This is a genomic window from Streptomyces sp. FXJ1.172, from assembly GCF_001636945.3.
Taxonomy (GTDB): domain Bacteria; phylum Actinomycetota; class Actinomycetes; order Streptomycetales; family Streptomycetaceae; genus Streptomyces.
The window spans coordinates 5,393,305-5,405,500 of the sequence record NZ_CP119133.2; the positions used below are offsets into that span (position 1 = coordinate 5,393,305).

Sequence of the window (12,196 nt, forward strand, 5' to 3'; positions counted from 1 at the left end):
CACTTCTCTCTGTCTCACGGACGTCGGCCGGGCGACCGACCTGCGACGAACGTACCGACACCCGGCACGCCCGGCATTCCAGGCAAACCCCTGGTGTGACGCCGTGAGCCCAATCAGGTATTCACTCCTGTCCCTGGCCATATGGCGCATGATCGAAATGCGGTCATTGGCGCACGACTCGATGATGGCGCTGAAAGGCGGAGCGCGAAGAGCCGGTGAACGGCTGGGCGCCCCGCATGAGTCATGCACCGAAGAAAGAGGGAAACATGACGGCAACGACGGAGACTCCCACCCGGGAGAAGGCCGAGGCAGGCCAGGAAGAGTTCGGCGAGGAATCCGGCCTCGGTCCGCTCCTGCTGGCGGCGTTGCTGGCCCGTCGTGAGGAGCGGGGTGAGGAGTCGGCCATCGAGCACCCGCTCCTCCTTGCTGCGCTTGCGCGGCACCGCCGTGAGGAACGTGGTGAATCGCTGATCGAGCACCCTCTGCTCCTGGCCGCGCTGATGCGGCGTCGGGAGGAGCGGGGCGAGGAGTCGATCATCGAGCACCCGCTCCTTCTCGCTGCGCTTGCGCGGCACCGCCGTGAGGAACGTGGTGAATCGCTGATCGAGCACCCTCTGCTCCTGGCCGCGCTGATGCGGCGTCGGGAGGAGCGGGGCGAGGAGTCGATCATCGAGCACCCGCTCCTTCTCGCTGCGCTCGCGCGCCGCCGCCGTGAGGAGCGCGGTGAATCGCTGATCGAGAACCCCCTGCTCCTGGCCGCACTCATGCGGCGCTGACAGTACATGGCGACACCCCTGCCCTCCGATCCTCGCATTCGTCGGAATCGGGGGGCAGGCCCCGTACGGCAATCGAAGACTTGAGGAACCACAATGGCAGCTGAATCCGGCGGAGAATCGGAACGGGACCCCTTGGAGGCCTTCGTCGACGAGGTCTTCGAGGAAATTGTGCGCGATGCCGGGATTTCGCATACGGGCACCGGTGTGAGGCATGGAAAGGACCCGCTGGCGGCAGCCCTGATGGAAGCGACCGTGGCGTCTTTGGCCCAGCCGCCCTCCCGTTCCTCGGAACTGGAAAGGGTGTTGTTCGCGCAGACCCTCGCGACCGCACTGGCAGATTCTCTCGCACCCGCTCTGGCGGATGTGCTGGCTTCGGAGATCATGAAAGTGCTGACGCAGCACGCGGCCGCGCAGAGCGGCGGCGCCCGTGAATCCGTCGGTGGGACCGGCCACCGCGCCGCCGGCGGTGGTGGCCGCTCCTGACCGAACCGTCCCCGGCGTCCACTCCGCTGTCCGCCCGTGCTCACCCTCGCGGAAGCGCGGGCGGGGCGAACTGTCCCCGCACACCTCCCCCTTCGGCCGTGGGCTGATGGCCCCGAGGCCGCCGTCGCGCTTTCGGGCTGCGTCAGACCCGTAGACCCGTGCTGTCGCGAGATAGGGAATGACCATGGGGGAGAGCCGGACAGCGTGTTCGACCCGCGGACGTGGGTGGCGCGGACCTGGACGGTGTGGCTGCCGGAGGCGACCGAGACCGAGGCGGAGCGAGCGGAGCCGGAGGTGTGCGCCACGGCCTTGCCGTCGACCAGGACGTCGAAGCCGGAGATCACCGCGGACGGCATGGCCGTCGTCCAGCTCACCGGTCACCCTGGCCGGCGACACCACGGCGCCCACCTTCCCGACCGCTCCTGGCGTGCAGCTGCGCACCGGCACGGTGACCTCCACCGCGGTCCCGGTCACGGTGACCTGGAAGGCCGCCGACAACGCGGCGCTCGCCAAGGTCATGGCGGCCTCGCCGTCCTCGGCCACCTTCGGCCCGGCGGTGACCTCCTGGCCGACCGGCGCCAAGCCCGGCTCGTCGGACCTGTTCGCGCTGAAGGTGTACGACGCGGCCGGCAACACCGCTGGAGCCTCCGTCTACCGGACGCCGAACATCATCCAGGAGACCTCCACCACCCGGACCGGCACCTGGACACACCGGAGCGGCACCAGCCACCTGGGCGGCTACTCCTACAGCTCCTCGTCCGCCGGGGCCTCGATCAGCTGGACCTTCACCGGGCGCTCGGTGGCCTGGATCGTCTCGCGGGCCTCCACTTCGGGCCAGGCGTACATCTACGTCGACGGCACGAAGGTCACCACCGTGGACCTGAAGTCCTCCACCACCCTCTACCGCCAGGCGATCTGGACCAAGACCTGGTCCAGCTCCGCCCAACACACCCTGAAGATCGTCGTGGTCGGCACCTCGGGCCGCCCGGCCGTCACCACCGACGGCATCACGACCATCGGCTGACCGGCCGGCCGCACCACACAGGAGCCCTCCGCCCGCACGAAGTCCGCGGGCGGAGGGCTCCTGCGCGCATCACGTGGTGCTGCGTGCCCGGAGGGAGCGACACCCCAGCCTGAGGACGAAGCCCAGAACCGTGAGCGCCAGCCCGAAGTTGAGCGCGTCGAAGACCTCGACGACGAAGTGGGGCGCGTGCAACAGGCCCGGCACCCTGGCGCAGATCATTCCCAGGCCCAGGAGGAGGGGGAGCCAAGCCCAGAGGAAGCGCATGCCCTGGTCGACGCGCTCGTCCCTCCGCCCCCGGACCCGCTCCCACCGGCGGCTGCCGAGGCCGACGAGAACCAGCACAAACCCCGTCGCGACCACGGACCAGTCCATGAACCGCAGCATCACATCTCCCTCGATCCGGAAGGATCTTCCTCCGGCAGACGACCGCAGGCAAGGGCCCGCGAGCACCTCACGGAGATTCATCCCTGGCGCGCCGGGCGAGCTTCCCCGTGTGTCGACACCCGTGGCTCGCCGCACGATCTGGCACGCCCCTGGCACGGTCAGGAGGTGACAGATCAGGTTAGTCTCCGATCATGGCTTTGCGACCTGATGAGTTCTACGGCCACGCACGTGCGGCCGCGGATGGTGAGCTGCGGCTTCCGCTGGCTCGGATGACCAGCTGGGACATAAGTCCGTTCGAGCCTGATGGACTTCGCGTCGCACCGCTGCGACCACCTGTTCTGCCCGAGCCGGAACGACACGGCGAGGACCCGTCGAACTGCGACGTCTGCCGCGCCCGAGACGAAGGCATCTGGTTCAACGAACGCTGGCGACTGGCCCGGGTCACGGGCGTCGGTGTGCCCCTGGTGCTGATGCTGTACTCCCGCGACCACTACGACATGGCGGATCTGTCCGACGACATGGCCGCCGAACTCGGGGTGCTCACCACTCATATCGTCCGCCACGTGCAGGAACTACCGCACATCTCCCGAGCCCACGTCTACCGAATCGGGGACGGAGCCGCACACTTGCACATCTGGTTCTTCGCCCGGCCCGAGGGGCAGGCGCAGCTGTATGGGTCGTGGCTGCCGGTCTGGGACGACCTGCTGCCGGAGTACCCGGCGGACGTAGCCGACGCGGACGCGGCTGCCGTCGCCGACGCATTGGTCACCTCGTACGGAGGCCGCCGCTCGGCCACCGGCGAACAGATGCACGCCTGAGGCTTCCGCACGATCTCCTTAGCCGGTGCCGGGAAAGTGCGTCACCTGCTGCAGGCAGCGACGATGCTCACGCGGTCTCGAAGAAGTCTTCATCCGTTTCCACTACCCGAAACGTCTGCCGCTCCTGTACTCCGACTCCGTGAGTGACCATGAGCCGTCCGAGACGTGCGCCGTCGATGAGGATGACGCGCGGGGTGATGGACCTGGCGAAGCCGACGGCGTCGGGCGTGAACCGACTGGTGGTGATGAAGACGCCGCCAGCCGCGCCGGCGTGGTGCAGCGCGCCCAGGAACGCCTGGACGTCGGGCCTGCCGATGGAGTTGTCGGCTTTGTAACGCTTGGCCTGGATGTAGATACGGCCGATACCAAGAGGGTCCTGATTGATGACGCCGTCGAAACCGCCGTCCCCGGGACCGCCGAGATGGACGGCTGCCTCATCACTGCCGCCGTATCCCATGGCGACGAGCAGGCGCAGGACTGCCTTCTCCAAGAACTCCGGCGGGGCGGCGTGAAGACGCTGCACCAGTTCGGTGGCGACGTCGGCATCAAGCTGTTCGACTGCGGCGCTGATCTGCTCGAAAGGTGTTTGATCGCTGTTTCCCCCAGGGCTCGACGGACCGTCGGCCTGCGCCCCTGCGGATCCTTTGGATCGCGCCTGGAAAGCACGGAACTCCTCAAACTGCCGCAGCACTTCAAGGCCGAACCCATCAGGATGTACTTCGGCCAGCTCGTGTCCCCGTTCCGTGATCTCGAACAGACCACGGCGGGGCTTCCGGACGGCTTCAGCATGGAACAGGTAGCTCAACGCCCACGTCACGCGATTGTCGAGACGTCGCTGTCCGCTAGGTATGACCTGGTTGCGCTGCTCGGAGGTCAACCCAAGCCGGTCGGAGACCTCGGCGATGATGTCACGAGTCTGCATCGTCTCCCCGGCTGCCAGGACGGCTAGTGCGGGGGCGAAAAACTCATGAAACTTCGGCAGATCATCCACAACGACGTCCGTCGCAGTGTCGTGCACTCACATCCTCCGAGCTGATCCATGGCACACCACTGGAACGCAGCACAAAACCACCGGTGTTGTCAGCCGCTGGTGTCAGACGCCGCACGCAGTCTTGGCAAGGCTCACTTCGCCGCTCTGCGGCACCCGTCCTACTCCTCCGGCTCCCACGCGCGGAGCAGGTCGAACAAACCTGCGTCTCCCTCGATCTGCAGGGAGTCCGCCGGGATACGGTCGTACACGAAGAGAACCAGCTCATTGGCCGTGCCGTGAACGGAGACGCCGACCGCGTTCGGGCCCTCGTCGGCAGCGACGACAGGTGTCGTGCCGGGCGCGGAGATACGGGTGACGCGTGCGCCGTCGCCGTCGAGCGTGAGGCGCCAGGAGTGGCCGCCGGTGGCGTGGAAGTCGAAGGCAGTGGGCTTGTGCGGCCAGGCACTCGTCGTTGCGATGCAGGTGGACAGGAACTCCTCGACACCGTCGAGTGCCACCTCATCCGGCAGCGGCTCCGGGGCACCCACAGTGACCTGGGCGTCGTAGGTGTGCACCGCGAACTGCTGGAGCTGGTGCCGGGCGACGGCGCCGCAGGTCTGCGGCGACTGGGACGCACCCCACCACGTCCAGCAACCGCGATCCGGGCCGGCCTCCCGCAGTGCGCCCAGCAGTTGCTCCGTGGACTCCGCCAACCAGGCCTGCAGGGCCTCGCGCTCCCGAGGTGCAGCCGGGGCGCCCTTTGCTGCGGACTTGGCCGGAGCAGGCCCTGCGGCGACGGTGGCGGCCCAGTCGCGGCGCCCCTCGCCGATGTGCTGCGCCAGATCGAACAGCGTCCACTCGGGGCAGGTGGGCACCTGTACGTCGAGGCTGGGCGCGGAGGCGACCGCGGCGCGGAAGGCGCTCGACCGTTCGTCGATCAGTCGCAACAGAGCGGGGAACGCAAGTGTCGTTGTCACATGGACTCTTTATCACTGTGTTCCGACAATCGGACAGTGATTTTCACAGCCGAGGCGGCGAGCGCGCTGCAGGTCGGCACGCTGGCAGCGGCTTTCGGGGATACGGCGGTCATCGGCAACTCCTGGGTCAGGGGCCCGGAACGGTTCAGCGATACCGGCACCCGGCACCCGGCACCCGGCACCCGGTGTTCGGCGTTCGGCGTTCGGCACCCGGCGTTCGGCGTTCGCGGAGTGCCGGCCGTACTCCAATGGGCCGGTGCCTACGACCTCTTCTGCCGTAGATCGTGGCCGGCGCTGATGGCCGCGGCGGCCAGGAGGCCCAGTGCCGCGCTCTCGGCCAGGGACGCTGGGTGGGGAGCGGTCCGGACGGCGGCGAGGAGGTTCTGGCCGGCGGCGAGGGCCAGTCCTGCGCCGATGTGCAGGAGGGCCGTGGACAGCCGCCGTGTGGTCGGCAGGTGGGCGGTGCGGCAGACGCGGGCGACGAGAACACACAGGCGGAGTGCGACGAACCCGAGCATGAGCCAGTAGTAGGTGACCGCTACGGCCTCGGCCAAGCCTGTGAGGTGTTCGGCCACGCCGCTCCATGCCGTCAGGCACAGGATGACCAACGCCGCGACGGGGGCGGCCAGGGTGCGGACCGCTGCGGCGGTCAGGCCACGGAGGGCCTCGCCGCTCAGCGGTGGAAGGGGTGCGGCGAGGACGACGCCCAGCAGGAGCGGGATCAGCCACAGGCTGGTGGCGGGGTGGTGGAGGCCGGCCGTGAGGGTGGTGGAGGGTTCGGCTGAGCGCAGCAGCAGTCCGGTGGCCGCGGTGAGTGCGAACAGGGCGACGGTCAGCACGCGGCGGGTCTGGCCGGTGAACGTCTCGGGCCAGTCGCCGGGGTGCAGCCACAGCCGCACCGCCCCCACGAGGGTGTCGGGCCAGGAGCGGATTCCCGATGCGGACACCTCGTGACGGATGTCCTCCCCCCACCGCTCGCACACGGCCGGTGGGTAGAGCCGGGTCAGCAGGGTGGCCGCGTTCATGCCGGGGTGATCCCGAGTGCGCGCAGGCCGGCGGCGGAGATGCGGGCCATCTGCTGGAGTTCGGTGCGCAGTTGGTCGCGGCCCGCGTCCGTGATCTGCATGGTGCGGTGGCGTTCTTGGGCTTCTGCCGCCTGGTCCGCAGGCTGGATCAGTTCGCGTGCCTCCAGCCGGGAGAGTGCTCCGTAGAGACTGCCGGGGCCGAGTTTGCGGCCGGTGAGTTCTTCGATCGCGGTGTTGATGGCGTATCCGTGCAGCGGGCCGTCCGCGAGGACGGTGAGCACGAGCATCTGGGCGTCGTTGCTGTGCATGGGTCTCCTTGCCTCCGCTCGCATATTACGAGGCGCGTTACTACTTGTCACGTAGTACGAGGCGCGTACTATGACGTCCCATGGAAGTCATGAAGGAGAACGGTGGGGTGTCCCCGGCTGTGGTCAGGGGGAGCCTCGCTCTCGCCGTCGTGTTCGAGGCGTTGACGGTGCTGGAAACCCAGGACAAGACCGTCAGGGCCGCCAGCCCGTGGCAGGACGACCCGTACGACGTGATGGTGTCCCTGGCTCAGTTCACGGTGCCGATGCTCGCGCTGGTCATCACCTTGCGGCTGTTCGCATGGCGGGCGCCGGGGGGTGGGGACAGGGTGCAGCAGACGGTGCGTGCGGCGGGGGCGATGGTCACGCTGGTCGGGCTCGCGGTGGTGTCCGAGTGGGCCGCGGTCATCGCGAGGACGTCCGCCTCGTCCTCGGGGCCCTGGGCATCGGTGCTGATCGGTGGGCTGGTCGTCAACTCCCTGCTCACCGCGGTGGCAGCGGTGTGGCTCGGGCGCTGTCGCCGCCCGCGCCGCTCGGCCGGCGGCCGGCGCAACGACTGGCTCGGCGACGCCGTCTTCCTCTGCCGACGTATTCCCGTACTGCGGCGCTGGGCCGGTCCGGACGCGACGGACTGGGTGCGCCGTCGCGCGATGACGGTGTTCGTCACGCTGAGCACGCTGGCCGCGGTGGCCCTCACCGGTGGGCAGGCCATCGGCGAACGCTGGACGGACCCGCTGCTCACCGCCTGGTTTCTGGTCGTGGCGGCGACCTCCAATCTCGCCTTCTGCGTGATCAGCAACGCGGTCGCCGGATTCATCGCACGGCCGCCGCGCGCCCGGCCCCGCCGTATCGCCGAGGCATCGGCCGTCGCCGGATGCGTCGCGATCAGTGCGGCGACGGCATTCCGCGACGCACTGTGGCCCGTGTTCGGGACGGGACCGCTGACGTCCGTACCGGCCTTGGCCGCCCTCACACTCGGCGCGGGTCTGGTCACGTCCCTCGTCACGGCTGCTCTCCTGCTCGCGTGCTTCCCGTACGACTCCTCCGGCCCGCGCCGCCGCTTCGGCGCGGCCGCCACCCACCTCCGACGACCAGGTACGCACCGGTGAAAGGCGTGACGATGCAACCGCCCACAGCGCGGGAACAGGCGACACCGACGATCTGCGCCCGCGAGCTGTCCAAACGGTACGGACGCAGGCAGGCCGTCAGCGGGCTCGGCTTCGCCGTGGAAGCCGGCCAGATCTGCGCGCTGCTCGGCCCGAACGGAGCGGGCAAGACCTCCGCGATGCGGATGCTGGTCGGCCTCTCGTCCCCGGACACCGGCAGCGCGAGCATCCTGGGCGAGCCGGTCGGCCTGGGCGCGGACGTGCTGCGCAGGGTCGGCGTTCTCATCGACGGCCCGGCGTTCGTGCCGCACCTCACCGGCCGGGCCAACCTGCGGCTCCTGTGGTCGGCGACCGGGCAGGCATGGCCGCCCCCCGCTCTGGACGACGCGCTGGACCTCGCTGGGCTCGGCGAGGCGCTCGACCGCAAGGCCAAGGGCTATTCGATGGGCATGAAGCAGCGGCTGATGCTGGCCCAGGCCCTGATGCGGAAGCCGGACGTGCTGATCCTGGACGAGCCGGCCAACGGACTGGACCCTGGCGAGGTCCGGGCTCTGCGCGAGTACCTGGGGGAGTCGGCCCGGCGCGGGGCCGCCGTGCTCGTCTCCAGCCACCAGCTCGCCGAGGTGCAGCAACTGGCGACCCATGTCGTCGTGATGAACCACGGCCGGCTGGTCGCCGCAGGACCGATGGACGAACTGCTCGGCGCCGCCGGCACCTACCGCCTCCAGGTGGACGACGGCGAGAAGGCGGCCGCCGTGCTGCGCGCCCTGCCCGGCGTCGCGTCGGCCACGACGCAGCGGGACGAGATCGTCGTCACCGCGCCCGGCGTGCTCTCCCGTGACCTGGTACGCGCGCTGGTCACGGAGGGCATCGGTGTCACGTCCGTGCAGCAGGAGAGCAAGTCCCTGGAAGAGGCGTTCCTGACCATGACCGAAGGAGCCGGCGAGCATGCTGCGCGTTGAACTGGCCACCCAGCTACTGCGGATCCGCACCCTCGTCGTGCTCGCCTGTCTGGCCGCCGTCCCCGTGCTGTCCGCCTTTTCGTACGCATCCGAGGCGGGGCATCGCAACGGCCGCCAGACCGGCCTGTTCGGGGCCTCCCCCTACTCCGCGCTCAACCACGCCATGGCGAGCATGGCGTTCATCGAACCGCTGCTCCTGCCGATCATGGTGGCTCTGCCGGCCGCCGCGATCGCCTCCTCCGACCGGGAGTGGGGAACCCTGCGCTACCTGTACGTCGCGCCCGTGAGCCGAGCACGCCTGCTGGCGGCCAAGCTCGGAGCCCTGGCCCTGGTGACCGCGATCGCCACCCTGTGTGTGCTGACGGCCGGCCTGCTCGCCGGCGTTGCCGTCTACGGCTGGCACCCGTTCCACATCGTCGGCGCCCCGAATCTCACCGGCGGCGAGACGGCCACCCGGGTCCTGGCGGGGACCGGCTACTGCCTGCTGTGCATGCTGAGCATCGCAACGATCGCGTTCGCACTGGGGCTCCTGCTGCCTCGCGGCGTCGAAGCCCTCGGCGCCGCCGTGGCCTTCGTGATCGCAGCGAGCCTGCTCAACGGCTCGCACGCCCTGCACGCCGTGCAGCTCGTCCTGCCCGTGCACTACTGGCAGGACTGGACCCACCTGTTCGACCCCTCCGGGACCGCCCGCCTCAGCACCGGCATCGTGGTCCAGATCGCCACGATCGCCGTGGCCACCTGCGCCGCCGTCCTCGTGCTCCACCGACGGGACCCCGCGGCATGACACCAGCTCCGCCCGCGATGCCCGACGCCGAGGCGGAACGGACACGCCGGCCGGTGCCGAATCCGCGGTCCCTGGCCGAGGAGCTGAAGCCCCGCGTCCAGGGCCGAGGAGACGAGGAGTTGCTCTTCACCGCCCCGCAGGGCGGGCCACTGCGGGCCCGCACCTTCCGTCAGCCGTTTTTCACGCCAGCGGTCGTGAAGGCGGGACCGGGGCACCTCAAGGTCACCCCGCACAAGCTGCGGCACACGGCGGCTTCGCCGGCCATCGCCAGCGGAGCGGACGTCAACGGGCACCTCTTCCGAGACCGCCTGGACGAGGTCTCGAAGAAGATGCACAAGCGTCACGCCAAGCAGTCGGCCGAGGCGAAGGCCAAGCTGGAGAAGGCGGAGCGGAAGGCCCGCAAGGCCACTGAGTCGGCGACCGCCCTGGAGGACGATGCCGCGTGACGCGTGCCTGATCCGTGCCGGGGAGCGGTGACCGAAGGGCCGGTCACCGATGAGACGAGTGGTCGTCTTCCAGCCGAGACGGCGCCCCGCTTCCCGAGCGGCATGCCGGGCGTCCTTGAGTTCGCCCAGCTCCGCCAGATCGTCGCCGCTCAGGATCAGCTGCCCGTAGTAGCCCTTGTACCGCGGCTTCAGGGCCGCCCGCATCAGCGACTCAAGCTGATCGATGAGCTTCGCGTACCGCCGCAGGGCCAGCTCATCCTTGACCGGGCATCCTGCACAGCTTCCACCATCCGCGCGCACGGCATGTGTGCCACAGGCGTGCTGCAAGCGCAGGAACCCTCCCGTCCCCTGGACCGAAGGGCTCCTGACCTGGTGTTCCTCTGTGCCCCCGGCAGGATTCGAACCTGCGACACCCGCTTTAGGAGAGCGGTGCTCTATCCCCTGAGCTACGAAGGCGTGGTACTCGATCAACAGAGTACCGGATGGTGCCCGGGGCGGTGGCAGGGTTGTCAGGTTGGGGGGACGGGGGTGAAGCGGGAGGCCGTGTGGAGGTCGGTCTGGATGTGGTCGGTGGTCCGGCGCAGCTCCGGGAGGAGGTCCTGTACGCAGGACTCCAGGGTGCGGCGGGCCGCGTGGGTGGCCACGCATACCGCGGCGACAGCGCGGCCGGTGCGGTCTCGTACTGGTACGGCGATGGAGCGCAGGCCTGATTCCAACTCCTCGTCGGCCAGGGCGTAGCCCTGCGCGCGGGCCTCCGGGAAGGCGGGCGAGCGGTCCGCCAGGAGGACGCGGCCCAGGGAGGTCGCGGCGGCGGGGAGGCGGGCGCCGACCGTGATGTGGACCGTGAGGACGCGGCCCGCGCCCGCCCCTGCCGTGTACTGGATCTCCGTGCCGTCGGGGGTGAGGACCGCCAGCGCCGTCGGCTCGTGCAACGCGTCCGCCAGAGCGCGCAGGTGGGGCTCGGCAAGGCGGGGGAGCGTGGTGCGGGACAGGGGAGGGAAGCCCAGGTCCAGGACGCGGGGGGTGAGAGTGAAGGCGCGGTCGGGACCGGCGGACACGAGGCCCAGGTGTTCATGGGTGAGCAGGGCGCGGCGGGCCGTGGCCCGGGACAGTCCGGTCGCCCGTGCCACCTCGGTCAGCGGCAGCGCCGAGCGGCCCGCGCCGAAGGCGGTCAGCACCGTCAGACCCCGGGCCAGTGACTCCACGAAGTCGCGGCCCAGCTGGTGCTTGGACGCCGTCGTCCAGGTCGCCAGGCCCGAGGGCGGCGGGCCGGGCTCGGGCGCGGGGGCCGTGCGCAGGTCCGACTCCATCGCCGCCACCGCCGTACGCAGCCGGGGCAGGAGGCTGGTGCGCAGGTCGGCCGCCGAGTGCCGGCTGGTGTGACTGACCACGCTGGCCACGCACGCCGGACGGCCGGTCTGCGGGTCCCGGACCGGTACGGAGACCGCGACCAGGCCCGGTTCGATCAGCTGGTCGTCCAGTGCCCAGCCGTCCCGGCGTGCCCGCTCCACCCGCTGCGTGAAAGCGGCCTCGTCCGCGGGTATCCGCCGGGGCGGTACGGCGGGGAAGGCGGCGTCCTGCGGGTCCGCGGCCCGGCGCGCCCGCCTGCGGGCCCGGTCCTGCTCGGTCCACTCGGTCGCGAACAGCGCTCCGGGTGCGGTGCGTTCGGCGGGCAGCAGGTCGCCGATGCGGAAGCTCACGGACAGTGCGCGGCGACGGGTGGCCTGGTGGATGAAGCGGATTCCGTCCAGGTCGGCGACCGCGAGGGACACCGACTCGTCCAGTTCGTCGGCGAGGGCGTCGGCGCGTGCGCCGAGCAGCGCGGGCAGGCGCAGGGCGGCCAGATAGGCATTGCCCAGCTCCATCACACGCGGGGTGAGGACGACGTCCCGGCCGTCGAGGCGGACGTAGCCCATGTGGGCCAGGGTCGCGGCGATCCGGTCGACTGTGGAGCGCGCGAGCCCGGTGGTCCGCTCCAGCGCGCTCGGGCTCAGCGCGCCGCCGGCCTCGGTCAGCCGCCTCAGCACACCGACACCGCGGATCAGCGGCCCGACCGCCTCGTCCGGCGGCCCGGCCTCGGCAGGGACGTCGGCATCCAGTGCGGGATTCGCGGGCATCGGCTCTCCGGTACGGCAA

14 protein-coding genes and 1 tRNA gene are annotated in these 12,196 nt (G+C 70.2%); 8 read left to right on the forward strand and 7 right to left on the reverse strand.

Features of this window, described 5'->3' with window-relative positions; translation table 11 throughout:
* Nucleotides 1–266: 266 nt before the first annotated feature.
* The 3 genes from A6P39_RS24160 to A6P39_RS24170 all read left to right on the forward strand — a co-directional run bounded on the left by A6P39_RS24160 (nucleotide 267) and on the right by A6P39_RS24170 (nucleotide 2,283).
* A complete protein-coding gene (locus A6P39_RS24160; RefSeq protein WP_275883899.1) occupies nucleotides 267–776 on the forward strand; it encodes a hypothetical protein in 510 nt (169 codons plus the stop codon).
* Between the two features lie 93 nt (nucleotides 777–869).
* Nucleotides 870–1,259, forward strand: a complete 390-nt coding sequence (locus A6P39_RS24165; protein ID WP_067040427.1) for a hypothetical protein — start codon at nucleotides 870–872, stop codon at nucleotides 1,257–1,259.
* Nucleotides 1,260–1,686: 427 nt separating this feature from the next.
* On the forward strand, nucleotides 1,687–2,283 hold the full coding sequence (locus tag A6P39_RS24170) for a hypothetical protein (RefSeq protein WP_067040424.1): 597 nt from the start codon (nucleotides 1,687–1,689) through the stop codon (nucleotides 2,281–2,283).
* A 69-nt stretch (nucleotides 2,284–2,352) separates the two neighbouring features.
* Here A6P39_RS24170 and A6P39_RS24175 read toward each other — a convergent pair whose 3' ends face one another.
* Entirely contained in the window at nucleotides 2,353–2,667 is a 315-nt protein-coding gene (locus A6P39_RS24175; protein WP_067040422.1) for a hypothetical protein, read from the reverse strand.
* 191 nt (nucleotides 2,668–2,858) lie between these two features.
* Between A6P39_RS24175 and A6P39_RS24180 the strand changes: the two genes are divergently transcribed.
* Nucleotides 2,859–3,485 carry a hypothetical protein gene (locus A6P39_RS24180; RefSeq protein ID WP_067040419.1) on the forward strand — a complete coding sequence of 209 codons (627 nt, stop codon included), beginning with the start codon at nucleotides 2,859–2,861 and terminating at the stop codon, nucleotides 3,483–3,485.
* 67 nt (nucleotides 3,486–3,552) lie between these two features.
* Here the strand turns inward: A6P39_RS24180 and A6P39_RS24185 are convergent, their stop codons facing one another.
* From A6P39_RS24185 to A6P39_RS24200, 4 genes are all read right to left on the reverse strand, one after another.
* The gene (locus A6P39_RS24185) at nucleotides 3,553–4,503 is read right to left on the reverse strand and encodes a restriction endonuclease (RefSeq protein ID WP_199840698.1); all 951 of its coding nucleotides are present in this window, start codon (nucleotides 4,501–4,503) and stop codon (nucleotides 3,553–3,555) included.
* Between the two features lie 131 nt (nucleotides 4,504–4,634).
* Nucleotides 4,635–5,432: a maleylpyruvate isomerase family mycothiol-dependent enzyme gene (locus tag A6P39_RS24190; RefSeq protein WP_067040417.1), complete on the reverse strand. Its 798-nt coding sequence runs from the start codon at nucleotides 5,430–5,432 to the stop codon at nucleotides 4,635–4,637.
* A gap of 260 nt (nucleotides 5,433–5,692) precedes the next feature.
* A complete protein-coding gene (locus tag A6P39_RS24195) occupies nucleotides 5,693–6,457 on the reverse strand; it encodes a hypothetical protein (protein ID WP_067040414.1) in 765 nt (254 codons plus the stop codon).
* Nucleotides 6,454–6,765 carry a PadR family transcriptional regulator gene (locus A6P39_RS24200; protein ID WP_067040411.1) on the reverse strand — a complete coding sequence of 104 codons (312 nt, stop codon included), beginning with the start codon at nucleotides 6,763–6,765 and terminating at the stop codon, nucleotides 6,454–6,456. The genes A6P39_RS24195 and A6P39_RS24200 overlap by 4 nt, the downstream gene beginning before the upstream one ends.
* Nucleotides 6,766–6,854: 89 nt before the next feature.
* On the opposite strand from A6P39_RS24200, the gene A6P39_RS24205 reads away from it, so the two are divergent.
* From A6P39_RS24205 to A6P39_RS24220, 4 genes are read left to right on the forward strand one after another with little or no spacing between them, the layout of a single operon-like run.
* Nucleotides 6,855–7,871, forward strand: a complete 1,017-nt coding sequence (locus tag A6P39_RS24205) for a hypothetical protein (RefSeq protein WP_159395962.1) — start codon at nucleotides 6,855–6,857, stop codon at nucleotides 7,869–7,871.
* Nucleotides 7,872–7,882: 11 nt separating this feature from the next.
* Nucleotides 7,883–8,830: an ABC transporter ATP-binding protein gene (locus A6P39_RS24210; RefSeq protein ID WP_067040405.1), complete on the forward strand. Its 948-nt coding sequence runs from the start codon at nucleotides 7,883–7,885 to the stop codon at nucleotides 8,828–8,830.
* Nucleotides 8,817–9,614 (forward strand): ABC transporter permease, encoded by a 798-nt coding sequence (locus tag A6P39_RS24215; RefSeq protein WP_067040402.1) that lies wholly within the window; start codon nucleotides 8,817–8,819, stop codon nucleotides 9,612–9,614. The genes A6P39_RS24210 and A6P39_RS24215 overlap by 14 nt, the downstream gene beginning before the upstream one ends.
* Nucleotides 9,611–10,060: a hypothetical protein gene (locus A6P39_RS24220; RefSeq protein ID WP_234378753.1), complete on the forward strand. Its 450-nt coding sequence runs from the start codon at nucleotides 9,611–9,613 to the stop codon at nucleotides 10,058–10,060. The genes A6P39_RS24215 and A6P39_RS24220 overlap by 4 nt, the downstream gene beginning before the upstream one ends.
* 383 nt (nucleotides 10,061–10,443) lie before the next feature.
* On the opposite strand, the gene A6P39_RS24225 is transcribed toward A6P39_RS24220, so the two are convergent.
* Both A6P39_RS24225 and A6P39_RS24230 read right to left on the reverse strand, forming a co-directional pair.
* Nucleotides 10,444–10,516: transfer RNA gene (locus A6P39_RS24225), tRNA-Arg, on the reverse strand.
* 53 nt (nucleotides 10,517–10,569) lie between these two features.
* Nucleotides 10,570–12,177: an IclR family transcriptional regulator domain-containing protein gene (locus A6P39_RS24230; protein WP_067040395.1), complete on the reverse strand. Its 1,608-nt coding sequence runs from the start codon at nucleotides 12,175–12,177 to the stop codon at nucleotides 10,570–10,572.
* Between the last annotated feature and the right edge of the window lie 19 nt (nucleotides 12,178–12,196).